Raw genomic sequence first — 25,828 nt, forward strand, 5'->3', positions numbered from 1 at the left:
ATGAGTCAGGTAAAAGAAAGTGAGTAATAAAGAAACAACTCAAGAGAAAAACATTTATCGTCCAGCCCCACCGCGCTTAGTTCAAGTAAAATGTATTACTGATATTACTCCGGGTATGCGCTCGATAACTTTTACTAGTGATGATCTAGATACCTATCCTGATAACACGGGTGGTGCACATTTAAAAATATTCTTACCTGTAGATGGTCAAATCAAACCAACAATGCCTACATTCTCAGAAAAAGGGCCTGCTTGGCCAGAGAATGAGCCAAGAGCCATTGTGCGTACTTATAGTGTTCGTGCAATTCGTCCTGAACAAAAAGAGATTGATATCGAATTTGCAGTGCATGACGATGCAGGTCCCGCCATTAATTTTGCGATGAATGCAAAAGTAGGTGACTATATTGGTATTACCAACCCAGGTGGGCCAGACCCTTTATTAGCACCTGCATCTCATTACTATATGGCTGCCGACCCTAGCTCATTACCGGCATTAATAGCATTAATTGAAACAATGGCACCTGATATACAAGGTAAAGTCATTATTCGGGTAGATAATGAATCTGATCGCCAAGTAATTCAAGCACCTAAAAATTTAGAAATAATTTGGTTAATGGGTTCTGTTGAAGAACAGACGCAAAATTTAATCGACGAATTTATTTCATGGCAGTTACCACAAGAAGATGTGGCATTTTGGATTGCTGGTGAAGACAAGATTATTCGTGCTTTAAGACGTCATATTCGCCGCGATAAAGGTTATGATCGTAGCCAAATTTACGCTATCCCTTACTGGCGTTTTGGTTATAACGAAGAAGGTTATCATGCTGAGCGCCATCATGTTATGGATAACGAAGATGTAAGCTAATTAAGCATATTGAGTTGGTTGTACAGGCTGTATATTGTTTCCCTCGACAATATACAGCCTTTTTATTTAGTGCAGATGAACCTAATTTATCTTTTTTATTAAAAAATTAATTGTGGTAAGCCGCTAATACATGCTGACATAAGGTTGAACGGACACAGTCTTTTTCTGTAAATCGGATTACACCAACTCGATTATTTGCCTCAAAACGCGTTAGTGCATCAGCTAAACCAGAAGCAACATTTGTCGATAAATCGCACTGTGTAATATCGCCATTAACTACAACTGTGACATTTTCTCCCATTCGAGTAAGAAACAACTTCATTTGATTAATAGTCACATTTTGCGCTTCATCTAAAATAACAAATGCATTTTCAAAAGTACGCCCCCGCATATAAGCAAATGGCGCTATTTCTACTTTGCCAATTTCAGGACGTAAACAGTATTGTAAAAATGATGCGCCTAAACGCTTAACTAACACATCGTAGACAGGTCGAAAATAAGGTGCGAATTTTTCGGCAATATCGCCGGGTAAAAATCCCAAATCTTCATCAGCTTGTAATACAGGTCGAGTGACAATAATACGCTCTATTTCTTTATTAATAAGCGCATCTGCTGCCATTGCTGCACTAAGAAACGTTTTTCCACATCCTGCTTCTCCTGTTGCAAATACAAGATGTTGATGCCGTATGGCATTCATATATTCGCGTTGCGCTTCTGTTCGAGGTGAAAGTACTCTTTCATCACGTTTTTCCCGCGCCATACCAATAGTATCAATAGCTTGAAATCCGGGTAACACAGTAACGTTATCTTGATAAGAACCATTACGCTGTTCTTTGCGTGATGTACGTTTATTTTCTCGACGTAAACGTGTTGCTGCTTTTTGTCTACTCATAGTGGTATTTACCCTTGTTAGTCTTCAAAAAGTTATAGACATCAATCTGCATTCCATGTGATCACAAGGTGAGTCCCCTTTTAGACTCTAGTTATAAAAAACAAGTTATTGAAAATAAAAAACCGGTCGCAATTCAGATTATTAGCAACTAATAATCGATTGTTACCGGTTTCATACGCAAGGCGCGTTATTTTCATTGCTTCTGTCATTCATATTCCCCATCATGGAGTTAAAGTGAAATTTAACGAAGCTATATGACAGTATAATGACAAAGATAATTTTTTTTCAATAAGATAGTGGGTAATAACGAAAGATGGTTAACATTTAAATAACATATTTTGTTATTTAAGGAGGAATAATGAAATTTTTACGTTTACCTTTTATTTATTGGCTATTGCTTAATGCTATTCCATTTGTTGGTTTTGAACTTCATTCTGGCACCATTAAAACAGGATCCTTTTTCTATTTAGGTTTATTAACCGTAATAACTTCTGGTATTTGGCTTTTTTATTGCCTTTCATTTTTTATCAAACAAAAAACCTCACCGAATCCTAATCACACGCCACAACAATTGGTAACAAGTGGCCCTTATAAAATTAGCCGAAATCCTATGTATCTGGGTTTTCTTGATATCAGTATTGGGTTATTTTTTATTTTTGGTAATTGGGGATTTTTAGGTGCTGCAGTAGCGTTCTTTTTTATTACTGATCGCTACACAATAGTGAAAGAAGAAAAACTATTAAGTGAATTGTTTCCACAAGCGTGGCAACAATATTGTCGCCACGTTCGTCGTTGGATCTAATTAATTAACTGTTAAGGCTGTTTACAATTATTCGCTAATCGATAACCAGCTTTAGTTGCTTCGCTTTCCGTTACAAAATAAACAGCATTTTTATCAGACATATTTTTATAACCCGAACAGTGGGAAAAATGATAAATTTTGCTATTTATATTACCTTTAATTTCACCATTTTGAGCCTGCCCTTTATTAGCAGTACTGCTAGAAACAGGTTGAGATGTATTTGTTGCGACTCGGTTTGTCGGTACCGAACTATTTACAGTTAATCCTGCCCCACTATTTTTATGGCCTAATTGCCATTTGACTTGTCCTGTAACAAAAGGATTATGATGCCCCATAATTCTGGCGATTCGATTATCTCGTTCAATTTCCCACGCTGAAGGCGGATAAGAACGATCCCATGCCATAAAAAGTTGTTGCTGCTGACGAGACATAGAAAGGTTGTAGCGGTCGTGCAAATAGAAATAAACCCTTGCCACTTGCCCTTTCACTTCATTTCGTGGTTCAAAAGTACGAGAAGCAAAATCAACCCGACTACGGCATTGCCCATATTGATAAGGAGCCGATCCAGATAATTGACCAAAACTAAAGTTGCTACGATCCCCATTAACTTCGCCAATAGACGGCGCTAAATTATGTAAGTTAGCTTCAATCACTCTAAATACAGGATCTGTTTTTACACAGTTAGTACGCCCACCATTTTGCCAACATTGGCGCTGATGCCCAAAAACCCAAGCAGGAACAATATGTTCCCATTCAATACGCATTGCTCTAGTTTGCTGTGTTCTTACTTTATAACCACAACTGGCTAAATTAACTTGTCCACCTGACTTACCCGTCCATTCCCAATCACAGCCACAATAAATTGTGCCTTCTTTTTGTTGATTTCGATCATGATAAATCTCTTTTTTTGCTATCTCTTTTGCTTTAGAAAAATTTTCTGGCGCTTGCGCTTGCACGCTCAGAACAATAAAAAACAAACCTAACAATATTGTGAACTGGTGTATTATTTTTCTCAAAGTGATATCTGCCTTACTCTCTATTTAATTAATACAAATAAGGTTAATGGTTATTAACTAACTAATAATCCTATCTTTATTTTCCTTTATATTAACCTTTTTTGATTACTTTTGGACTACCTTTCTTTTTATTTTTATTACAATTAATTAATCAAAAAATAAAACAATAAGCGTGAAAGATGATAGAAAAAGGCGTTATTCATGTCATTAACCAAAAAGGGATTTGCTATGGTTTAGCCATTACTAATTTAGAGAGATTCAAAAAATGAATGAGAATATGCTGAATTTAATGGATGAGTTAGTTGAAATTACAAAAAAGCATGCGAATAACGAAGATGTTAAAGCGCATGCTAGTTTAGAGTCTGAAAATAAACTGCGGATCCAAATTATTATCTCTGATAAAAATGAGCTGGATATTACTCTAAATTCACTACAACACGCTGTCTAATTACACACTCGGACGCTTACGATATAACCATAATCCCGGCAAGGATAGCCCGATAGAAAGCGCACCGACAATAAATGAAGCTTTAAGGAAATTAGTAACTAAAGCTTCAAAAATTTCCGCGCTATATCCCACTTGCGTTAATTTAACCACTGAGATCATCGCGATATATGCATTTATTCCGGGGAACATTGGAATAACCGCGGCCACAGTAAAGACTTTAGGATGTGCTAACCACCAACGTGACCATTGAATACCAATAAACCCAACTAAAATTGCAGCACAAAAACTCGCCCACTCGATATTCATACCACTCATTATTAATAATGTGCGCGAACCGTGCCCTATTGCACCTAATGCAGCGCAGTATTTTAGTGCTCGTAATGGCACATTAAACACCATCGCAAAACCAACAGCTGGGATGGCCGCTAAAATCATATCTTCAATAAGCGTGAGGATAATATTTATTATGCCCAATCTCTTAACTCCCATACTGCCATCGCTAAAATTACACCTAGACAAGTTGCCAAGGTTAACATTGTCGCCATTGCCCAACGTGCTAATCCCGTATTTACATGACCTTTAAACATATCAGCAACTGCATTTATTAAAGGAAATCCGGGAACTAATAATAAGACACTAGCGGCCATGGAAATAGTCGCCGTTGTTTGAAAATATGGCAATTTTAATAGAAAACCAGAAACAGAAGTCGCAACAAATGCAGTAATACAGAAATTAATTAACGGGTTCATTTGGCGATGCGTTAATATTTGTCTAACAAACATTCCAAAACCACCCCCCATTGCAGAAACTAAAAATCCATCCCAATTACCGCCATTTAATTTAGAGAAACACCCACAAGAGAGCGCCACCATAAATATAATTACCCAACGGGGATATCTTAGCGGTTTTATATGTTCAAAACGTTTTCTGGCTTCAACAATATCAGCGAGATGGTGTTCAACAAGAATAACAATATGCTGAACCTCAGTAACTACGTGCATATTAATGCCGCGATCTACTATTTTTCGTGTCGAGGTTTGACAATGTCCATTCACAATAGTGGTTAACACCACCGCATTGGCCGAGATTGCGCTCTCTACTTGATGGACACCTAACGCAAGCCCTAAGCGGGTTGATAATTGTTCAACCAACATACTCTCAGCCCCATGTTGTAATAACAACAAGGCTGTTTGGATACATAATTTAGTAATTTCACGCTGCTTATCTTCTGAAATGGCATAGTGTTCTGCCATTATTTCATTGTCCATGCTACGCCTTAGTATTAATAAAAAATGAGCAATACTTATGTAAAGTTTATCAGTATAGCTCACTCTCTGCTTTATAAACTTCGTGGACTATTATGAACAATTAAAAGATTTAAGGCTGTAAGTAGATCAAGTTTTTATTAGACATTAAATTGATAAAGATAAATGCCTTTTTTAGCAAGCATAGAGAGTTAATAATATATCTACAATAAAGACATCTTAAATTAAGTGCCTCATATAATGCATTATTAAGATTTATTATCTTACAACCCCCCTGCTTTTACATAAACATCATTTCGTGTTTCTGCGACAAAAACAGTTGTACCATATACTGCAAAAATGACTGAAGATAATTGCGTTAATTGTACTTTGTCATCAGTTTGTGGGTTTACAGTCATAATCATACCAGCACAATATTCACTCAATAAAAATTTACCTTTTTAACCAGCGCTCTACTGCTTTCATTCCCTCCATATCTTCTTTTTCGTTTTTCCTATTAATAGGACGATAAACTAAATCCATTTCAGAAGACTAGCTATTAGCATGCGCTAATGTTTGAGAAAAAACTTGCATTGTCACAATAGGAAACTGTGTAATATTCATAAATTAAAAATGTTTATTATTCATAATATTATCTTATCTCTAATCTATAAATTGATATCAAATACTTTAAGCTAAGCACATTCTCTCGCCAGTAATAATTATCATTATTAAATAACTATCGTATTAAAAAATAATTTACGAATGATTAGTAGAAGTAGCAAGAAAATAGCACAAAAAAAGCCCCTTACTACAGCATTAGGGGCTTTATAAAAGACTAGCGTACTACTAAGACAGATTGTTTCGCATAAGCAACAATACCTGATGCGTTAGATCCTAATAGATGCGTTGAAATACTTGGACGACGAGAACCCACAATAATTAAATCTGCGTTAATTTTTTCAGCGAGTTCTAATACTTTATCTCTTGCGGAGCCAAAAGCAGCAGAATATTCAATTTGCTCTGTTGGTAAATCAACAGAATCAACCAGTTCTTTTAATTGTTCTTGAACTCGTTCAATTGCTTTGTTAGCAAATGAACTTAACATATCGTAATGGTAGCTATAACTAATAGAGAAACGGGAAATATCAGGAATAGCGTGGAATAAATGTAATTTTGCACCTTCAAGTTTTGCAATATATACCGCATGTTGCAATGCTTTGGTTGTCAATTCATCTTCTGCGATATCAACAGGTACTAGTATAGTTTTATACATAGTGACTCCTCGTTATTAGATTATAATCTGTTTATTATTGTAGCCTAAAATAACAACATTCTCGTTTAATCTTCTTCAAGGTGCCATTTATGGAGTTGCCGGTGTATAAACGGAGTCACGACAAGCCCAATGGATAAAATAAATACACATTGAAGAAATAAGCCATAAATTGCAATGAAAAAGCGCCCAGTCGGTGTGACTGGTGCAGGCTCTACCGGTTGTCCACTAAGCATGGATATTGCATTTAATGAAGATTCCATAATTGAATGACCTTCAATTAAATAAAATCCCAACACACCTGGCAATAATCCTAAAAAAAAGAAGATAAGCCCTATTAAATAATAGCGTAAGATGCGTAGAATAAAATGATCAAGCCTTAAAAGTTCTTCTGTGAATTTTTCCATTCTTATTCACTCTATAGACGGTTTACTTGATAAACAGCATATTTTATAAATAAGATAACACTGTGTAAGAATGGCAAAAAATATGCCATGAGAAAACCTCATAGCATATTAATGAATATATTAACGAACAACTAATACTGAAATATCAGCATAACGAACAACACCAGCTGCCGTTGAACCTAATAAATGAGTACTGATATTTGGTCTGCGTGAACCGATCACGATTAAGTCTGCATTAATATCTTTTGCTGTAACTAATATTTCATCGCGTGGTGAGCCAAAAGTTACCGTATAAGCGACTTTTTCGGCAGGTAAATCAATGGAGTCCACTAACATTTGCATATCATTTTCAGCTTTTACTGTCGCTTTATCTTTAATTTCTGGATATCCCAGAGAATAAGCATTAATGATTGCCGAAGAGATAGGAAGAACATGAATTAAATGTAAATTAGCTCCGGTTTCTTTCGCTAAATACAGTGCATGTCGAACAGCCTTGCTGGTTAGCTCTTCTTCTACAATATCGATAGGTACTAAAATTGTTTTATACATAATAACTCCTCTCAACTCTCCATTTGCCCTAATACTATCGCAATAACTCCAAGATTACTGTGAGTGAATTAACTAAAAGCAATCTAATATCAATTATAAACCAACTTTAATTATTAATACCTTAACGCTGATAATAAAGAAACTTTTTAATATTAACGTTCATTAGACTAGTAAAAATTCCGATTAAAAATCTGCATTTAAAATAAAATATCTCTATGCTGTTCTTTTATTCGCCACATTTGATTACGAATAGTGCGAATAGTATCTATTAATTCAGAAGCAGTTAATCCTATAGGCCCGATACCTTTTTCGACTAAAATATCAGCAGCCATACCATGGATCCACACCGCGCTACAAACGGCATCAAACATCGACATACCTTGTGCTAAAAAGCTCCCCATTACTCCGGTTAATACATCTCCACTCCCTGCTGTTGATAATCCACTATTACCTGTACTATTTTTTATCGTTTTTCCATCGGGCGAAGCAATAATTGTTCCTTGTCCTTTTAATATGCTCCAACATCCATATTGACGAACAATTTCAATAGTTGCCTGTTCTCGATTATTTTGTATATCTGCAATAGTACAATTAAGTAAAATAGCAGCTTCTTTAGGGTGTGGGGTTAATACACAATAAGAGTCCAACTGCTGTATTGGTTTTATTTTTGCCATTAATACCAAGGCATCAGCATCAAACACATAAGGTGTATTTTTATTTCGTTGGGTAAGTACTGATGATAAAAGTTGCTCTGAATCTACCGATAATCCTAATCCACAGCCAATAGCCCATGCCGAGACATTTTTTTGTTTTAATAATGTTGTCGCTGTTTGTAGCATAATTTCAGGTGCACTATCGATATATGGAACAGGTAACTTTTGTTGAGCAAAACCAAGAAAAACTTTACCACATCCCGCTTTTAACGCACTTTTACCTGCTAATACAATGGCACCACTCATTCCTTCAGTGCTACCAATAATCGCTAATGTGCCAAATGATCCTTTATGAGTATCTCCTGATTTGCGTTGATAAAGTGCTGGATAATGAGACATCGCGTTTAGTAATTGCTCTTTTTTCATTTATCGTTCCTTTATTACACAATTTATTACTATTAATCTGATAGTTAAAAAATTAAATCCGCAGAATAACATCACCGGTAAAAGTATAACGTTACTTCCAAAAATAAACTGAGAAATTAGTTGAGCTTTATTTTTAACGTATTAAGTATTATCACTTTATGAGCCTTTTATTAAGATAACTAACAACGGTGAATAGCTCTTTTGTTACAGCTATTCATACCAACCTCAGACAATGCTATCCTATTAGTAATTGAAGCTTAAATTATAAACACTATACAAAGGAAATTGCCCCATGAACGAGAAGTTTAAAACTGAAGCTGATGTCGAAACCTTAGCCCAAGAAGTTGCTTGTTTAAAAACGTTAGTCACTTATATGTTAAAAGCGCTAGGCCAAGCAGATGCAGGGCGCGTTATTTTAAATATTCAACGTGCTATTGATGAAGTTGATGATGAGAAACAAGCAGAGACATTCCGAAATACAATAACTCAAATTAAGACTGCATATCGTCAATAGTTTTATTCTATTTCTAATTGAGTGTTTGCTCATAGTTTTATTCTATTTTCTGGACTTTTTGTGCTGCACAAATAAACAAAAGATATGTTTTAAACTTCTATATACTCAGTCTCGAAATAAACCATTCTTTATTCATTTAGCTACCCCTCTATTTTTATAGAGGGGATTTTTTTATCTTATTTATTAATGTGTTAGTTATATTATCCTTAATGGTTTTTATCTTTCCTTTTTATTGTACGTTTTAACAGCAAATAATCTTGTCTATTGATGTAAATCTGATTAAACATTAGCTTAATTAAGCTCTATAAATAACAATATAATTAATATCACTTAGTTTAACGTTATTAATTCTCTTAATAAAAAATCAATAAAATCACTCACTGTTTTTAAAATAAAGACTAACAATAAATGCTAGACAAGCATTAAATGCATTATCTTAGCTTATTTTTACACCTATTCTGATTTAACGTGATAAGGGTTTGTATGTTACACTGAAATGGTATGCACTAAAAAATAAACCATGAGGCTTTATAATGAAACCACTTCTTTTCTCTCTGCTCCTATTACCTGCTGTCGCATTTGCTAACCCAACAAAAATGGCAGATGACTATTGCGATACATTTAAAGATATTTCAGTTCGAGCTTACGACACCAATGATTCACCAGAGACAATCGCAAAAGATGCATTAGCTGCTTTAAAAGCAAAGAAATTTGATTTAGCTAAATTAGAAGCAACTGAAGCTGATTTCTCCCAAGGTACCGTAGAAGTTGTTAAATCTCTGCGTGATGCAAAAGCTGAAATTGGTTCTCGTGCAGAATTTCAAGCAGGTTTAACGCAAATCGTTGCTGCATGTAAAATTCAAATGGTTGATGTGTTAAACGAACAGAAAAAATAATAGCCTAAAAAGGCTTTATTTAAGTTTGTTATTGAAACCAAAGAGCGGAAATTAACCTGCTCTTTTTTTGTTTTTTTATTATTATAATTTAATAATAAACAACTGAAACACCATTTTATTTTTCTTTCTTAAATTAAGTTTCACATCATTTTTCTTACTGTCATTCTTCTGCTTATTCCTGTTTTATCACGAATCAGAGTATCTATCTCCTTGTTTAAAGGTCTATAATACTATCGTAAATATTTATTAGAACTGGCCATAAAAAGGAGATATTGTGAGCAACGAACAATCCATCCAGCGTTTAAGAAGACTACGCCAGTCAGAAAACCTGCGCGCACTCTTTCAAGAAACAACCCTAAGCAAAAATGATCTAGCACTCCCTATTTTTGTTGAGGAAGGGTTGGATGATTATCAGCCAATTAAAAGTATGCCAGGTGTCGTTCGTATTCCTGAAAAACGCCTTGCTTATGAAATTGAGCGTATTGCAAAAGCGGGTATTAAAACTGTTATGACATTTGGTGTCTCACACCACCTCGATGAAACAGGTAGTGATGCTTGGAAAAGCGATGGTCTAGTCTCTCGTATGTCGCGTATTTGTAAAGATGCCGTACCTGAAATGATTGTTATGTCGGATACCTGTTTTTGCGAATACACCTCTCATGGTCATTGCGGTGTACTGCATGGTGAACATGTTGATAACGACGAAACTATTTATAATTTAGGTCTTCAAGCTGTTGCTGCTGCCCAAGCTGGCGCCGATTTTATTGCACCATCTGCTGCAATGGATGGACAAGTTGCGGCTATCCGTGCGGCACTAGATAAAGCGGGTTTTGTTGATACTGGCATCGTTTCTTATTCCACTAAATTTGCTTCTGCACTTTATGGTCCATTTCGTGATGCAGCGGGTTCTCGTTTAATTGGCGACCGTAAAACCTATCAAATGAACCCAATGAACCGCCGTGAAGCAATCCGCGAATCACTAATTGATGAGCAAGAAGGCGCTGATATGTTAATGGTAAAACCAGCAGGTGCTTATTTAGATATCATTCGCGATGTACGCGAACGCACATTGTTGCCTTTGGCGGCTTACCAAATTAGTGGCGAATATGCACAAATTAAATTTGCTGCATTAGCAGGCGCTATTGATGAAGATCGCGTCGTAATGGAAACCTTAGGCTCAATTAAACGTGCAGGTGCCGATTTAATTCTTTCTTACTTTGCACTTGATCTAGCAGAAAGAAACTTACTTTAATAATTTACCTTAGACAAAAGGCAATATTTGCATTTTATCTGACAGTACAAGTAATAGACCTTATAACAGTGCCAGTTTTCTGTTGATAAGGTCTATTGATATTATTGCCATAATCTTTTTTGCTCCCTCCGCTTCTATTCGCTTTAGCTGGCTATAATTACACTTTCTTTTTTCAGTCATTTTTGATGATATAGAGCCTCACTTTTTGCTATGAGGCGAATATGGATAACTGTATTTTCTGTCAGATTGTTGCGGGTAAAGCACCTTGCCATAAAATTTGGGAAGATGATCACCATCTTGCATTTTTGTCTATTTTCCCTAATACCAAAGGCTTTACTGTTGTTATTCCTAAAAAACATTACCCTAGCTATGCTTTTGACTTAAGTGATGAAGCTCTCGCCTTATTAGTTATTGCCACCAAAAAAGTAGCAAAAATTTTAGATAAAACCTTCCCTGATGTTTCTCGCTCAGGTATGTTTTTTGAAGGTTTTGGTGTAGACCATGTTCATAGCAAACTTAGTCCAATGCATGGAACGGGTGATATGACAAAATGGGCTGCTATCGAAAATAAACAGAAAATTTTCTTCGATAAATATCCCGGTTATCTTTCATCTCATGATTTTGAGCGAGCAGATGATAAAGAGCTTGCTGAATTAGCGACACTTATTCGGAAAAACAGTAAATAATTCACTTTTACTTTTTGTATATAGCATGGCTCGTTAAATAAAAAAAACGCCCAGATTTAATTATGCTGAGCGTTTTTTTATCAATAAAATGGCTTATTTAATCAACAGTAAGTCTTGCTTTCATTGGTAAATAAGCTTGAACTTTATGTTCTAGCAGTGTGATAAGTGCGGGATCGTTAAACTGATAGTTATCAGGAATATCCAACACATGCGCTTTTTTATATCGCATTGCCCCAGGAAATTGAGCAGATAATCGATTTAAATGTTTTGATTCCATCACTAAGACTAAATCAGCCCATTTAAGTAATTCATTATCTACCACACATTTTGCATCTCGTCGTGTTCCTGCCGACAAAGTCTCAATGCCATTTCTATTTGCAAACAATAACTCTGCTGTAGGGCTTCGCCATTGATTTTTACTGCAAATAAATAAGATATTCATTATGACTCACTAATATCTAATAACGCATTTAAACGGCGCTGGCTGCGAGAAATTCTTGGATATTCAATTCCCAGCTGTTCAGCTCTTGTCATTTTTAGTGATCGAGTATACAAATTGCGCCATTTTTTTTCTGGCTTAAAAGCAAACTGCGCACTACCCATTTCTTGATGTTTATTTTTACGATTGACGCATTGGCGCCAAGCTCGTGAACGTTGTATAGACATAAAACCTCTCAGATTAAACGGATAGCAGCCGCAGTAATACGGAGAGTATCTAACAGGTGTTATTTTAATTGAATACTGTTAAATCGCAATGACTTATTTTTGTACACAGCAAAGTCATTTAAATTTTATTTCGTAGGTAAGATATTCAGTAGATTTAAAGCAATATACGACTTAGTTATTTATTCGCTAAAATAACGGACAGATTGTTTATTAATCTGTCCGTTATTATCAAACTGTATTAAAAAATTATTTATAAGAAATAATTGTTGGTTTATCTAACATAATTTCTGTTTTTGCTGGTTGTGTTTGAGCAATGACTCGACCTTGACGAATGGAATAACGCACAGGTACTTGACGACGTAATGCATCGAACCCACTATCTGCGGGTAAAATGATAAAGTTTGCACTATTTCCTACTGCTACACCGTAGTCGGTTAATGCCAATGTCTTAGCACTATTATGGCTAATTAAATTCAAACCATTATCAATTTGGCCGTAACCCATTAGTTGGCAAACATGCAATCCCATATGCAGTACTTGCAGCATATTAGCAGTACCTAATGGATACCAAGGATCAAATACATCATCGTGGCCAAAACAGACATTAATATTGCTCTCTAACATCTCTTTTACGCGAGTAATACCACGACGTTTAGGATAAGTATCAAAGCGACCTTGCAGATGAATATTAACTAATGGGTTGGCCACAAAGTTAATACCTGACATTTTTAGTAATCGGAATAATCGTGAAGTATAAGCCCCATTATAAGAGTGCATTGCTGTTGTATGACTGGCGGTTACTCTTGAGCCCATATTTTCTTTATGAGCTAAAGCCGCTACAGTTTCAACAAAGCGCGATTGCTCATCATCAATTTCATCACAGTGTACATCGATTAAACGATTATATTTTTGTGCTAATGCAAATGTCTTATGTAATGACTCAACACCATACTCACGCGTAAATTCAAAATGAGGAATAGCCCCCACCACATCTGCACCTAATTTTAGCGCTTCTTCTAATAAAGCCTCACCATTTGGGTAAGATAAAATACCCTCTTGCGGGAAAGCGACTATTTGCAAATCAATCCAAGGTTTAATTTCTTCTTTTACTTCTAGCATTGCTTTTAATGCCGTTAATGAAGCGTCAGAAACATCAACATGTGTTCTGACATGCTGAATACCATTGGCAATTTGCCATTGTAATGTTTGCCATGCGCGTTGTTTTACATCGTCATGTGTTAATAATGCTTTACGCTCAGCCCAACGTTCGATGCCTTCAAATAGGGTGCCAGATTGATTCCAATTAGGCTGACCCGCTGTTTGTGTTGTATCTAAGTGGATATGTGGTTCTACAAAAGGTGCGTGTACTAACCCCCCTTGAGCATCTAATGCATTAGGATGAAAGTCTCCTTTTGGTTGAGGTTCTATCGTTTCAATTTTATTATTGCTAAGCGTAATGCGCCATAAGCCTTCTTTTCCAGCTAAACGAGCATGATTAATTTGTTCGATGTTTTTATCCAGCATGACTTATCTCCGCTTGTTGCGCTGTACGACGATTTAATATTGGATTTAATACCGCATAGCTTATTGCGCCACCTAATACAGCATTAACAGGCACAATACCTGGTAACCAATGCCCTGCAGCGATACCAATAGCGACAGCTAATAGTGCAATCCAATTTACCGATTGCATTTTCTCAACACAGAATGTGTTGTAGCGATCTTTATTCATCAGATAATCTGCAATAATAACCCCACCAACAGGTGGAATTGCCGCAGATAAAAAGGTTAACCAACCTACAAAGTTATTATAAAGCCATAATGCGCACAATGTACCAATGATGCCATTTATTACTGAGAGTTTTTTACTCGATAAACCCGTAATATTGGCAAAACCTAATCCTGATGCATAAAGTGCATTATCGTTGGTTGTCCAAATATTTAATCCTAACACCACTATTGCTGGTAATAATAAGCCTTGAGCAATCATTACATCTGAAATATCTGCCATACCTAATGATGCGGCACCTGCTGCACCAAAAACAAACATTAAGGTATTCCCTAAGAAGAAAGCGATAATTGCCACAATAACAGCAATTTTAGGATTACGTCCAAACCGTACAAAATCTGCAGTTAATGTGCCAGCACTAATAAACGATCCCACCACCATTGCCAGTGCTAAATTAAAATCGAGCTTTTCAACCGGTTTTATTGCCATTAATGCAGAAAACCCGCCCATATCATGTACAGCTAAATAAACGGAGTAACAACCTAATATGGCGATAGCGGGAACAGCGACAATAGAAAGGAGAGTTAGTGCAGAAATTCCGAAGAAGACGGTAACCGTCATTAAGATACCCGAGATAGCAATTAATAAATTGATATCAATGCCAGTTGCTTTTCCAACTGGAATGGCAAACATTGCGACGCCAACACCAAACCAACCAACTTGAGTACCACCGAGTAAAAGAGAAGGAAGCCAAGAACCTTTAATACCGAAAGAGTAACGAGCGAGGAGATGAGTAGTAAGACCTGTTTTAGAACCAATGAAACCAAGAAATGCGGTGTAGATACCAAGAAGAAGATTACCAATAAGAACTGCGAGGAAGAAATCATTAAAAGAAAGACCCGTACCGAGAGCGCCTCCGGTCCACATACTGGCTGAAAAAAACGTTAATCCCAACATCACAAAGGTTAACGCTATTCCACCCTTTCGTGCGGATATGGGCACAGGGCCCTGACTATAATTGTTGTCCTGAGACACTTTAACCCCCTTTTAATTTCACTAGGCCAAAAAATCTGCCGCATTCTATCTGCCTCAAAATAATATGCAAACGTTTTCGTCATCTGTTTACAATAATTAATGGAAGTAATCTATTCATAAGAGTTGACATCCATCACATAAAAGAGAGGGAAAACGTTATTAACGTTGAATTTAGTTGGTTTTTTTGATTGATGTTTTTATTCGGGCTTTCTTTAGATAAATTAATGATAAAAAATGATAAAAAATGATAAAAAATTAGCAGCTAAAAACGTAAATTAACCCTTTCCTATAAAAAATATCATTTGTTGATTTAGTATTAATCTACTGAGTTAACTTATCAAATAAGCTAATCCAGTAGTTAATTAAAAAATGGCTATAAAATTAGAGTGTTGATTTTCCTATATCAGCAGAAATAAATAACAATCCGATACCTAAAATAATTAATAAAATACCAATAACTCTATCTGCTATTTTTTGTTGTGAGAGTATTTTAGCCCGTAACATCGGCGTTGAGAAAAATAGTGCTACACAGCTAAACCATATCCAATGGGCAAATGAAATAAATACACCATAAGTAAGATTTTGCCAAAGTGGATTACTAATATTGATAACTTGGGTATAAAGCGCAATAACAAAAAGCATTGTTTTAGGATTCAATGCATTAGTTAAGAAACCAACACCTAGTGCCTGAAAATAAGTTGGCACCATGCCTGCCAAGTTTTCTATTGTTAATTGTGTTTTATTTGTCAGCGATTTAAAACCTAAATAAATTAAATACCCTACTCCCACCAATTTAATAATTAAAAATAAAGTTGGCGAATCTGCGATAACCAATGAAAGTCCCAACACGGTGTAAAACACATGAATTTGCACTCCCAACGCAATACCAAGCGCTGTCAATAAACCTGTTTTTATACCATAGGAATAACTATTTTTTGTCACCATAGCAAAATCAGGACCAGGACTAATTACTGCCAGTATCGTTATCATTGCAACCGCTATTAGCTCGCTCATTATTTTCCTTACTGTTATTTCTTAGCCAATTATTGGTAATAAAAAATGACGTAAAATAGATTTTTATTTTAATAAAAAAATCTACTTACTTTAGTTAATAACCACTATTTTGCTGACTTGACCAAAAATAAAAAGCGATTTATCTTGCAGGATATCTGTTAGTTTTTATCATCTATTTTAGGTTTATATTTATGATAATGCCGTCATTAAGCTCACTACGTTTTTTTAATAGTGCAGCACAAACGGGGAGTTTTGTAAGTGCAGCAGAACAACTTCACGTTACTCATAGTGCAGTAAGTAGACAAATACGTTTATTAGAAGAAGAACTTGGTGTGTCATTATTTGAACGCCGTAATCGTGCAGTTTATCTTAATGATGCTGGGCGTTATTTATATAAGACTACTTCGGCTATTTTTGAGCAACTTGAAGATACAATTATGCATTTACGTTCACCATTAAATGACAATGTTTTAGTTGTATCTTGTGAGCCAACAATAGCAATGAAATGGCTTATTCCTCGCCTTGCTAATTTTTATACACAATATTCTGAAATCACATTACATTTAGTCGCCGCTGGTGGGCCTATTGATTTTAATAAAGAGGGTGTTGATTTAGCATTTAGGCGCGATGACTTCCATTGGAACAAGAATATTTATGCAGTTAAGATTTGTGATGAACAGATTGCAGCCGTTACCCATCTGCCGATAAAAAACCACTCAATTAAGCAGCTATCAACATTATCACGACCACAAGCTTGGCTTGATTGGACTCGCTATTCAGGTGTACAACTCACCAGCACAGAAAAAAGCCAATATGAACATTTTTACCTTGCATTACAAGCGGCACAAGCGGGTCTTGGCGTAACTATCGCCTCCTTTTTAATGGTTCAGGATGAGCTTAAAAATCAGCAACTAACCACAATCAATGGCTTTGTTAAAGATAATTCTAGCTACTATTTGCTTTCACCAGCTGAAATTAAGCCCAACAGTAAACAAGATAAATTTAAAACTTGGCTGACAGCAGAAATAGAGACTTGTTTAACTGAAACAAAGGATCTAGTAAATCACTCAGATAAAATGTGTTAATACGACAAAGATCAGAAATAAACCACGAAATCATGTGAATATTTAATTATTTTTTTATCATATTTATTTACTTTGTACTGTTTTTTAGTAATCTATACAAACTAATAAAATTTAAAATAATACACTTGGGAAACATCACATGAATCGTCGTTCATTCTTAACTTCATCAAGCTTAGTGATCGGTAGCTTGTCATTGAGCTCTTTCGTTAACTCCGCCTATGCCGATGTAAAACTCAGCAATAAACAAATATTTAATGCAGAAAATCCTTTGTTATTAAATTTTAATGAAAACTCTTTAGGAATGTCACCTAAAGCTCAACAAGCAATTATCGATGCATTACCTAATGCGTTTCGTTATCCAGATGATGCACGCAGTGCACTTATTAGCGAATTAGGTAAAACATTTCAATTATCAGATAAACATATTACGTTAGGGAACGGTTCATCAGAGACCATTCAAGCAGCTGTGCAATATGTCGCGAATAAAGGACAAAAAGAACAGAAAGCGGTTCAGCTTATTGTGCCAGACCCAACTTTTAATTATGCCGAATTATATGCAGCACCTTTAGGGGTAAATATCGTTAAGATCCCTGTCGATGAAAAATTAGCTTTTGATTTAAAAACTATGCAGAAAAAAGCTGATGCATTTGATGGGATTAGCATGGTGTATTTATGTAATCCTAATAATCCGACCGCAACTTTAACACCAACAGCACCACTTGCTAATTGGATAAAATCAGCAAAAGAGAATGTATTTTTTATTATTGATGAAGCCTACGCTGAATTTACATCAACACCTGAATTTACTAGCGCCATTGCATTAGTGCAAAAAGGTCATAAAAATCTGATTGTTGCACGTACGTTTTCAAAAATTTATGCTTTAGCAGGTCTTCGTGTGGGATATGGTATTGCAGCACCTGACGTTATTGAGGGTATTGATACCTTTGTTTCTATCGATAATACCAACACCGCTGGCGCGGTTGCCGCATTAGCATCATTAAATGACCACACTTATATAGAATATAGTCGCAAATCTATCGATGTTTCACGCCAAATGGTAGTTGATGCTTTAAATGAATTACAAATTGAATATGCACCTTCTCATGCCAATTTTATTTTTCATAAAGTAAAAGGTGATGTAAAAACTTATCAAAATAGAATGAAAGATGCCCATATTATGGTTGGTCGCGAATTTCCACCTGCTTATGGTTGGAGCCGTTTAACGCTAGGCACACCAGAAGAGATGAGCTATTTTGTTGCAACCTTAAAAGCGTTTCGTGCTAAAGATTGGATTTAATCTGAACACTATTAATTTATTGCATTTTAATAAGTAAAGGGAACCTTAGTGTTCCCTTTATAATTTAAAGGTATTCCAAAGCAAACAATACCTCTCCATTTGCACTACCTCCAGTCACTATCTGGCCTGTAGCCGTATATTGAGCATAAAAATCGAGCGCTAAATTATTGTTAGTACCTACAGGATATAGAATACTACTTTGACCTGGCAGCAATTTATCTTTATTTTTATCTAATATGGCAATAGCTATATTTTTCGCAGAATCATTTTCTGTAAGTTTAAATAATGTATTATCTTGACCATCAATCTCACCATTAAATGTCACTTTTACACCTGTTGTGGTGACACTACAATCAGTTAAATTCAGCGTGAATTTCACAGGTTCGGTAGATTCTTTTTGCTTAAAATTTTTCGTCGCCCACACGCCTAAATCAACAAATTGATTTATCGAGTCTGGACTCACTCTACAGGTATTAGCAACAATATTCGCCTTTATAACAATATTTGTATTGGCTAAGTCAGCCTTTGCTCCTTGAATTAAAGATATTGAATAACCCATTATTAGGAAAAATCCCCATAATACATAGCGTACTAATTTGTAAATATATGGTAACTCATTCATGATGTGAGCCTATATCGATTAAGGAAAATCAACGCGTAAAAAGCCACTTGATGTTACAGCGCCTTCAGTCGGTGTTTTTCCATCAACACTGACAGGATAAATATTAATTGTGACGTTAGAACCTAAATTTCCATTTAGCTTAAAAGGAATAAAACTTGATAAATCATTTGGTGTTAATTCTGAACCGGTCGAATTAGCGACTACAAACCCAACACTTTTATTATTAGAAACTATGGCATTTCCTGCCACTGTATCTGCTTGTAATCGCATAGTTAAATCTGCACTTGCTTCTATATTGTCACATTGAATATTCAAATTACGAGATATCGTATTAACACCTACGGCCTTTTCCCCTGCTGCTTTAAAACTTGATGCAGGTATATTGTCAAAATCAATATTAAGTACTTGACCAGAATTAATGACACATGATTGTGGTACAGTCATAGAAAGATTTAAAAATAACTTAGTTAATACCACTTGTTTTGATGAGCAATTTTGCGGTTGGCAAAAACCAAATTCACCGACAAATATATTTTTGACATAGGTTCCAGATATTATTGCCTTATCTATTCTTATTTTTGTTTGATATTTTCTTGTAGATACAACACTTTCTTCACCCTCTGTATATGTGCGCGACCCACAACTAACACTTAATGTAGGTACATTGTAAGGTACATATATTGTTCTACAACTATTAGTCACTCTTAATGCGACAGAAATATAATCATCTATTTTTGAATAATTCCAATCATTGTTATTAGTATTAGCCGCAGGAATATTACCATTAGAATAAGTAGCCCAAGTTTGCGCTTGTCCTGCATTCCATTTAAGGCTGGTTCGATTGGTTAAAGTAATTTCAGATGCATCTTTGGTGACACCCGCTTTATTTTCAGTTTTACTCAACTGCCCGCTTAATGTTGAGTATTCATTGGTATTGCAGCCGCTTAAACAAGAAACAGAATAAGCACTCTGTGAAGTAATAGCTATTATTGTAAATAATAATGTTCTAATCATAATTAACTCACTAAATTACTATTTATAGGATTGGCAGGTTGATGAAATAAAATAAATCCCTTTTTCTTTAACAACATGTTCATTGATTTCATAATCAAATAAACATTGCTGATCTTCCATTTGGCCCCATTTAGCTTTTAATCTTCCGACTGGTGCTAATCCAGAAATAAATACACTGCCATTATCACCAACAATACCACTGACGGCGCGCTCTTCATCTATAACCATTGCGCCAAATGGAATAGCTGAACCATTTTTATTGGATAAATTCACAATGGCTCTATAACCGATATTTGTTTTAAAATCAGCTTGAACTAATGCCCCTTTGGTAGGCACAATATTAATAATTGAGTTTTCTATTTCAACATTTTCACCCAATGAATTAACATCTAAAGAAACTCTGTTATTCTTATAAGTAGATGCATAGGGTAAAATTGCGTAACCTTTATTATTGGTTAAGATACCATTTGCATTTTCCACTCTAATATTATCAGCATCATTCGCTTTAATAAGAATATTGGTATCACCTAAAGGTTGGCTTAATGTCACTCCGCCAGCATGGGCAACCACACCGCCATTTAAACTGTAATTTAATTCATGCCAATCATTACTATAATTATACCCACTTCCTACATTGGCATATTTCCCTTTATAATTACCATATACCATTCCAGAATAACCTGAGCCATTATGGGCATAGCCTTGTTGAAGATTATAATTCAAATTATTATCTTCCAATAATGTTCCTGTTAATCCTGCTTGCTGAATTAGTGTGTTATCATTACTTCTATTCATCGAGTAAACTGCATACATACTATTTTGATTTGATTTTAAATCATTAACCATATTCTGGTTAAAAAGATCATTTATCGGAATAGAAATATTAAATGCAATATTTTTATCATCACCACTCATTCCGGGTGATTTTGATTGAGAAAAACTTAAATTATAATTAACTTGTTTTACATTTCCATTATATCCAATTTGCCATAATTGTTCTGTTTCAGATGTTCGCCAATAATTTTGGTATGATCCTAAAAGATATAAGGAGCTATTATCAGTAATTTTTTGATTGATATTAACTTGGAAACGCCCTTTTTTAGAGTAATTCAAGTTATAATAATCAAATAGTTGATCTTCACTTGATATTATTCCATCTGGTGTTTTTATTTCATAGCCTTGCATTTTTTTATAACTAACTTCATTTAGAGTATAGTAGCCTTGTGTTGAATAGCGATACCCCATAATTTGAAAGTTTGTTCCTGTGCTATTAATAGATTTAGCATAAAGTAGTCGAATTGATTGTCCTTTTTTATGTTCTTCGTTAGGCAAAATACTATTAGCTTGAATTACATCTGTTGAAACCGCACCTAAATTTCCGAGATTTCCACCAAGCCCAATAGCATAAGCTTGGTAATTACTTGAGAATTGGCTACCACCATAAAGAGTCATATTGTAAGGTAAGCCATAAATCAGGCTTATTTGCCCAAAATTAGGTTTATCTTGAAAATCAGAACCACTTCTGAATTCTCCACCAATAAATTCATATTTTAACCGGCCTTCTCGTTGCAAAATAGGCACGTTAGAATAAGGCACCACAAATTGTGTTATTTTCCCATTGTTCTCTTGAATAGTGATATCTAAATTACCGCTACTAGAAGTAGCATAGAGATCTTTTATTTCAAAAGCACCTGGTGGAACTGATATTTGATAAATAACAAAACCATTTTGCTTAACGGTTACAATAGCATTACTGTTTGCAATACCTTTAACCGTAGGCGCAAACCCTCTCATGCTGTCAGGTAGCATGTTGTCATCTGATTCTAACTTAGCACCTCTAAAACCTAAGCTATCAAAAATTGTACCATTAGAAAATGAATCACCTACTGTCAACTCTGCTTTTAATGGGATAATAGGTTTTTGCACATAAGTTCTTATATTTCTCCATTTATTTTGAGTGCTTTCTCCGCTTGCATAAGTCCATGAACTTTCATTTCTAAATCGCCAAGAACCTATATTAATACCCGGATTTAAACTTAGAAAATAATTATTATTATTAACATTATCCTTAAAGTTTTTACTATTACGTCCTGTAAAATTATAGTTTAGCAATAAAGCATTAATTCCATCATCCCATTTTTCTGGTGGAATATAACCTCGTATGTTATTTTTAAACATTATTTGAGGAATACTTAAAAATAACTTTTGGTTTTCAAAGTCGAATTTTATATTCGACTTATCTATTTCATTTAAAATATTAACACAGGTGTTATCTACACTTTCTTTATTACTCTCTAAATTTATTCCGAAGTTTTTTAATTCATTAGAATTAAAACAAGGTAATAATCCCGTTTCATCAGAAGATTTATCACTTTCATAAAAGGAAACATTTTTTGTTTCAATATATTCATTATTGATATAAATCTCTACTGAATATTTTCCTTCAGGTTGACCTTCTCCTTTGTCAAACCGTGATAAATCTGCCACTTCGCTATCAATGCTAGATATTAAGTTAGGATTAAAAAAACTATCTGCATAGCTAACTCCAGAATAAAAAGATCCCAAGAAAATATAAAGATTAAATATTATCGTTTTAGATTTCAGCATAAGAAAAGCCTTATTATTAGTTAATCTAACAATGTTACTTCCCAATTGTTTTTATTATGATTGGAGTGCTTGCACCATAATCATTAATAGTTTGATAGGAAACCTGACTATAGTTAAAATTATTCACTTTCATCTCGATAGAACCCATCGGTGGGATCATCGTACTATTCAACTTATCATTGCCGATTTTTAAATTAATTAAAGTGACATAATAAGGTGATGGATTTTTTATTATTAGATCTTTTCCTGACATATTAAACCCTATACTGTTAGGAATATCTTCTGTTTTAAAAGTTAACCCTTGAGGCCTAATAAATATTTTAATTCTTGATAAAACAGCCAATTGAAGTACATTTTTATCTTTAATATCTTCACGATCAATTTCTGGTATTGATTTTGTATTTAACCAAAATAAACTTTCTTTATCATCCGGCAATGCTTTACCCGCATAGATAATCCTTAGTGTATTTTCACTATCAGGCTTACTCACAAAAAGAGGTGGCGTAACAATAAATTCATTTGTTTTTTGATCGTGACTATCATCAATCCATGATTGCACTAAAAAACGTAGTTTTTTATCTGTATTATTAATAGTAATTGATGTCTGCTTGGCGTCCGATGGATAAATTATTCGAGTAGCCGCTAATGCAACACCACCGGCATAAGAACATGCAGAAAAAAAGAAGAGAAAAAATAAGACTATATAATTTCTATATATTAAATACATATTAACCTCTAATAATATTTTTAATTAATTATAATTAAAGACAAACCAAACTGTCGCATCTGCTTTACCGCCAATGACTTCATCATTTGTTGCTAAATAGCTTGCTTTAAAATTTATTTTTGATTCATTCTCTTCAATGAAATTATATTTATTTATTCTATTTGGCATTATTATTTCATCTTCAGAATCAAATAATGCAATACCGATACCTGAAGCTGAATTTTTTTGTTCTGTAATATTAAATAATCGTTTATCTTTGCTATTTACATCACCTAGAATTAGCACACTTACTTTATCACTAATATTTTTATTACAATTCGTGAGCTTAAGCACAAAGGGAATTTTAATTGAATGGCTTCCCACACCATGAAATGTATTACTACTTAAAGAGCCTAAATCAATAATTTGATTTTTGCTTTCGGGAGCAACAACACATGCTGGTTCAACAATACCTCCTCTAAAATAAACAACACCATCCTCTATAAAAAAATTATTCCTATTATTAGAATAAGTATTAAATGCAATACCAAAAAATAGGATAATAAAATATATTAATCTATATTTCATATTTTCCTCGATATAGAAGTATGACCTATTAAGGTCATACTTCTAAATAAACTAGATTAGAATTAATCGTATTGCATTTTAAATGTAACATCTGCGTCAGCTTGACCCGGAGTTACAGTATCTAATGTTGATTTATAGCGAGCAACAAAATCTAGAGTATTAGCGCCATCAATTAATTGTTTTGCAGTAGAAAAAACCGAACCATCAGGAGTAAGTACTTTACCTGTGTGATCCGTAATTTCAACACCAACACCAGTAGCAGCGCCAGCACCACCACTAGTAATATTTCTAACGGCTAATACTGTTTTATCATTAGCATCACTAACGCCAGAGAATGATGCAGAAGCATTTTGCGCTACTGTTGTATCACATGCTTCCAGATCAATTGAAAAACCGGTATCCCCTGCAGTTTTGCCTAAACTATCAAATTGAGCCGTTCGATATTGCCCGATATTAATTGTCTGATTCATGGATTTAGCACTAACAGCACAAGCCGCATTAACAATTTGACCTGTAAAATTAACTTTACCGCCATTAACAACTGTAGCGGCTGAAGCAAAACCACTCAGTGATAAAACCGATACAGCTAATACTGTTTTAACTAGCATTTTTGTTTTAAGCATTGATTTTTCCTTTTTATATTACAGATAAATATAAATAACAACTTCACTTGATAAACACTTAATAATAAAAAAATACTTTAATTTATATTAAAGACATGGTGGTAAATACCCATTAATTTCAAAGGGTATATTTCATAGAAATAAAAAATAAAAAGCATGATAAAAATAACGTTTACATTAGATTAAATCATAGGGTAATATATTTAATATATAACATTTAATCATCTAGAGATGTATAATGGCCATCTTATTTAATTCAATAACCACACGTTAAATAATGTTTTTAAAAAAAGGGATATTATGTTCTGAATCATATTTCATTTTATATTTCAATGTAACTACACGATTTGAAACACGATCAAAAAAATCATTAATTGAAATATTAAATATATTTAGAACGTAAAATAATATATCAACAGGTATCTTATTTATACCTCTTTCATAACGAGATATTTGTTGTTGGGAAATGCTTAACTTTTGTCCTAATTCAGCACCTGTCATTGAATTACGTTGTCTTAAGAGAGAAAGTTCATAACCAATAGAATAACAAAATATCTTTCTTTCACTTATATATTCATAATCCAATGAAAAAATATTCATTTCCAAAACTTTCTTCCTCACATTTCTTTTTATTTAATTTACGTGATGAGATTAATAAAATCAAATATTTCAATTTAGCTAATCAATTAATTAGTCAATAATAAAACACTTAATAAGTGTACGTAAATATCCTCATACGTACTGTATCAGCATGTTGATGAGATATCCTTTTTTGATTATCTTTTTTAGATGGTGATAACGTCTGATTTGTTACGCATATTTAAGAAAATAAGAAATAATATTTGGAAGGAGGTCTCGATTCAGCTAATTAATTCAAGTGTCAAATTAATAAATTTTCACAACTCAACACATACCTTAG

General features: G+C 34.3%; 30 protein-coding genes. 9 read left to right on the forward strand and 21 right to left on the reverse strand.

All coding sequences use genetic code 11. The features are described from left to right. Nucleotides 1–19: 19 nt before the first annotated feature. Nucleotides 20–865, forward strand: a complete 846-nt coding sequence (locus tag PH4a_RS16520; protein WP_129041325.1) for a siderophore-interacting protein — start codon at nucleotides 20–22, stop codon at nucleotides 863–865. 106 nt (nucleotides 866–971) lie between these two features. On the opposite strand, the gene phoH is transcribed toward PH4a_RS16520, so the two are convergent. Beyond that, a complete protein-coding gene (phoH, locus tag PH4a_RS16525) occupies nucleotides 972–1,757 on the reverse strand; it encodes a phosphate starvation-inducible protein PhoH (RefSeq protein ID WP_129041327.1) in 786 nt (261 codons plus the stop codon). Nucleotides 1,758–2,115: 358 nt separating this feature from the next. Here phoH and PH4a_RS16530 point away from each other — a divergent pair, with 358 nt between their 5' ends. Then, a complete protein-coding gene (locus tag PH4a_RS16530; protein ID WP_129041329.1) occupies nucleotides 2,116–2,559 on the forward strand; it encodes a methyltransferase family protein in 444 nt (147 codons plus the stop codon). An 11-nt stretch (nucleotides 2,560–2,570) separates the two neighbouring features. Here PH4a_RS16530 and PH4a_RS16535 read toward each other — a convergent pair whose 3' ends face one another. Continuing rightward, a complete protein-coding gene (locus PH4a_RS16535) occupies nucleotides 2,571–3,563 on the reverse strand; it encodes an endonuclease (protein ID WP_425273738.1) in 993 nt (330 codons plus the stop codon). A gap of 277 nt (nucleotides 3,564–3,840) precedes the next feature. On the opposite strand from PH4a_RS16535, the gene PH4a_RS16540 reads away from it, so the two are divergent. Further along, complete coding sequence (locus tag PH4a_RS16540; RefSeq protein WP_064720096.1) at nucleotides 3,841–4,023, forward strand: hypothetical protein; 183 nt, start codon at nucleotides 3,841–3,843, stop codon at nucleotides 4,021–4,023. On the opposite strand, the gene PH4a_RS16545 is transcribed toward PH4a_RS16540, so the two are convergent. The 7 genes from PH4a_RS16545 to PH4a_RS16575 all read right to left on the reverse strand — a co-directional run bounded on the left by PH4a_RS16545 (nucleotide 4,024) and on the right by PH4a_RS16575 (nucleotide 8,575). Beyond that, nucleotides 4,024–4,497 (reverse strand): threonine/serine exporter, encoded by a 474-nt coding sequence (locus PH4a_RS16545; protein WP_064720097.1) that lies wholly within the window; start codon nucleotides 4,495–4,497, stop codon nucleotides 4,024–4,026. Continuing rightward, nucleotides 4,488–5,291: a threonine/serine exporter family protein gene (locus PH4a_RS16550; protein ID WP_064720098.1), complete on the reverse strand. Its 804-nt coding sequence runs from the start codon at nucleotides 5,289–5,291 to the stop codon at nucleotides 4,488–4,490. The genes PH4a_RS16545 and PH4a_RS16550 overlap by 10 nt, the downstream gene beginning before the upstream one ends. Nucleotides 5,292–5,551: 260 nt before the next feature. Further along, on the reverse strand, nucleotides 5,552–5,686 hold the full coding sequence (locus tag PH4a_RS18435; protein ID WP_279634835.1) for a hypothetical protein: 135 nt from the start codon (nucleotides 5,684–5,686) through the stop codon (nucleotides 5,552–5,554). 419 nt (nucleotides 5,687–6,105) lie between these two features. Next, complete coding sequence (locus PH4a_RS16560; protein WP_064720099.1) at nucleotides 6,106–6,543, reverse strand: universal stress protein; 438 nt, start codon at nucleotides 6,541–6,543, stop codon at nucleotides 6,106–6,108. Between the two features lie 65 nt (nucleotides 6,544–6,608). Then, complete coding sequence (locus PH4a_RS16565; RefSeq protein WP_064720100.1) at nucleotides 6,609–6,947, reverse strand: hypothetical protein; 339 nt, start codon at nucleotides 6,945–6,947, stop codon at nucleotides 6,609–6,611. A 120-nt stretch (nucleotides 6,948–7,067) separates the two neighbouring features. Next, the gene (locus tag PH4a_RS16570; protein ID WP_064720101.1) at nucleotides 7,068–7,496 is read right to left on the reverse strand and encodes a universal stress protein; all 429 of its coding nucleotides are present in this window, start codon (nucleotides 7,494–7,496) and stop codon (nucleotides 7,068–7,070) included. A 197-nt stretch (nucleotides 7,497–7,693) separates the two neighbouring features. Next, a complete protein-coding gene (locus PH4a_RS16575; RefSeq protein ID WP_129041336.1) occupies nucleotides 7,694–8,575 on the reverse strand; it encodes an NAD(P)H-hydrate dehydratase in 882 nt (293 codons plus the stop codon). Nucleotides 8,576–8,867: 292 nt separating this feature from the next. On the opposite strand from PH4a_RS16575, the gene PH4a_RS16580 reads away from it, so the two are divergent. The 4 genes from PH4a_RS16580 to PH4a_RS16595 all read left to right on the forward strand — a co-directional run bounded on the left by PH4a_RS16580 (nucleotide 8,868) and on the right by PH4a_RS16595 (nucleotide 11,923). Then, a complete protein-coding gene (locus PH4a_RS16580) occupies nucleotides 8,868–9,089 on the forward strand; it encodes a DUF2594 family protein (RefSeq protein WP_129041339.1) in 222 nt (73 codons plus the stop codon). Between the two features lie 533 nt (nucleotides 9,090–9,622). Continuing rightward, nucleotides 9,623–9,985 carry a hypothetical protein gene (locus PH4a_RS16585; RefSeq protein ID WP_129041341.1) on the forward strand — a complete coding sequence of 121 codons (363 nt, stop codon included), beginning with the start codon at nucleotides 9,623–9,625 and terminating at the stop codon, nucleotides 9,983–9,985. A 274-nt stretch (nucleotides 9,986–10,259) separates the two neighbouring features. Next, nucleotides 10,260–11,237 carry a porphobilinogen synthase gene (gene hemB, locus PH4a_RS16590; protein ID WP_064720105.1) on the forward strand — a complete coding sequence of 326 codons (978 nt, stop codon included), beginning with the start codon at nucleotides 10,260–10,262 and terminating at the stop codon, nucleotides 11,235–11,237. A gap of 221 nt (nucleotides 11,238–11,458) precedes the next feature. Beyond that, on the forward strand, nucleotides 11,459–11,923 hold the full coding sequence (locus PH4a_RS16595) for an HIT family protein (RefSeq protein WP_129041343.1): 465 nt from the start codon (nucleotides 11,459–11,461) through the stop codon (nucleotides 11,921–11,923). A 97-nt stretch (nucleotides 11,924–12,020) separates the two neighbouring features. Here the strand turns inward: PH4a_RS16595 and PH4a_RS16600 are convergent, their stop codons facing one another. The 5 genes from PH4a_RS16600 to PH4a_RS16620 form a co-directional block, all read right to left on the reverse strand. Next, nucleotides 12,021–12,365: a low molecular weight protein tyrosine phosphatase family protein gene (locus PH4a_RS16600; protein WP_129041345.1), complete on the reverse strand. Its 345-nt coding sequence runs from the start codon at nucleotides 12,363–12,365 to the stop codon at nucleotides 12,021–12,023. Then, nucleotides 12,365–12,589: a hypothetical protein gene (locus PH4a_RS16605; protein WP_082918426.1), complete on the reverse strand. Its 225-nt coding sequence runs from the start codon at nucleotides 12,587–12,589 to the stop codon at nucleotides 12,365–12,367. Before PH4a_RS16605 ends, PH4a_RS16600 begins: the two co-directional genes overlap by 1 nt. 246 nt (nucleotides 12,590–12,835) lie before the next feature. Next, nucleotides 12,836–14,113, reverse strand: a complete 1,278-nt coding sequence (locus tag PH4a_RS16610; protein ID WP_129041347.1) for a cytosine deaminase — start codon at nucleotides 14,111–14,113, stop codon at nucleotides 12,836–12,838. Continuing rightward, nucleotides 14,103–15,353 (reverse strand): cytosine permease, encoded by a 1,251-nt coding sequence (codB, locus tag PH4a_RS16615; RefSeq protein WP_064720110.1) that lies wholly within the window; start codon nucleotides 15,351–15,353, stop codon nucleotides 14,103–14,105. The genes PH4a_RS16610 and codB overlap by 11 nt, the downstream gene beginning before the upstream one ends. A 381-nt stretch (nucleotides 15,354–15,734) precedes the next feature. Further along, nucleotides 15,735–16,367 (reverse strand): LysE family translocator, encoded by a 633-nt coding sequence (locus PH4a_RS16620; RefSeq protein ID WP_129041350.1) that lies wholly within the window; start codon nucleotides 16,365–16,367, stop codon nucleotides 15,735–15,737. A gap of 191 nt (nucleotides 16,368–16,558) precedes the next feature. Between PH4a_RS16620 and PH4a_RS16625 the strand changes: the two genes are divergently transcribed. Together PH4a_RS16625 and PH4a_RS16630 are read left to right on the forward strand one after the other, a co-directional pair. Beyond that, complete coding sequence (locus PH4a_RS16625; protein ID WP_129041352.1) at nucleotides 16,559–17,452, forward strand: LysR family transcriptional regulator; 894 nt, start codon at nucleotides 16,559–16,561, stop codon at nucleotides 17,450–17,452. Between the two features lie 139 nt (nucleotides 17,453–17,591). Continuing rightward, complete coding sequence (locus PH4a_RS16630) at nucleotides 17,592–18,749, forward strand: pyridoxal phosphate-dependent aminotransferase (RefSeq protein ID WP_129041354.1); 1,158 nt, start codon at nucleotides 17,592–17,594, stop codon at nucleotides 18,747–18,749. 64 nt (nucleotides 18,750–18,813) lie between these two features. Here the strand turns inward: PH4a_RS16630 and PH4a_RS16635 are convergent, their stop codons facing one another. The 7 genes from PH4a_RS16635 to PH4a_RS16665 form a co-directional block, all read right to left on the reverse strand. Next, nucleotides 18,814–19,371 (reverse strand): fimbrial protein, encoded by a 558-nt coding sequence (locus PH4a_RS16635; RefSeq protein WP_064720114.1) that lies wholly within the window; start codon nucleotides 19,369–19,371, stop codon nucleotides 18,814–18,816. Nucleotides 19,372–19,389: 18 nt separating this feature from the next. Further along, entirely contained in the window at nucleotides 19,390–20,385 is a 996-nt protein-coding gene (locus PH4a_RS16640; RefSeq protein WP_064720115.1) for a fimbrial protein, read from the reverse strand. A gap of 18 nt (nucleotides 20,386–20,403) precedes the next feature. Beyond that, nucleotides 20,404–22,992 carry a fimbrial biogenesis usher protein gene (locus PH4a_RS16645; protein WP_129041356.1) on the reverse strand — a complete coding sequence of 863 codons (2,589 nt, stop codon included), beginning with the start codon at nucleotides 22,990–22,992 and terminating at the stop codon, nucleotides 20,404–20,406. 34 nt (nucleotides 22,993–23,026) lie between these two features. Further along, entirely contained in the window at nucleotides 23,027–23,719 is a 693-nt protein-coding gene (locus PH4a_RS16650; RefSeq protein WP_129041358.1) for a fimbria/pilus periplasmic chaperone, read from the reverse strand. A gap of 24 nt (nucleotides 23,720–23,743) precedes the next feature. Further along, nucleotides 23,744–24,286, reverse strand: coding sequence for a fimbrial protein (locus tag PH4a_RS16655; protein ID WP_129041360.1), 543 nt, complete (start codon nucleotides 24,284–24,286; stop codon nucleotides 23,744–23,746). Nucleotides 24,287–24,348: 62 nt separating this feature from the next. Continuing rightward, nucleotides 24,349–24,909, reverse strand: a complete 561-nt coding sequence (gene fimA / locus PH4a_RS16660; RefSeq protein WP_129041363.1) for a type 1 fimbrial major subunit FimA — start codon at nucleotides 24,907–24,909, stop codon at nucleotides 24,349–24,351. Nucleotides 24,910–25,179: 270 nt separating this feature from the next. Further along, a complete protein-coding gene (locus tag PH4a_RS16665; RefSeq protein ID WP_164971572.1) occupies nucleotides 25,180–25,509 on the reverse strand; it encodes a helix-turn-helix domain-containing protein in 330 nt (109 codons plus the stop codon). Nucleotides 25,510–25,828 lie beyond the last annotated feature (319 nt).

The sequence above is a fragment of the Proteus hauseri genome (genome assembly GCF_004116975.1).
Lineage (GTDB): Bacteria > Pseudomonadota > Gammaproteobacteria > Enterobacterales > Enterobacteriaceae > Proteus > Proteus hauseri.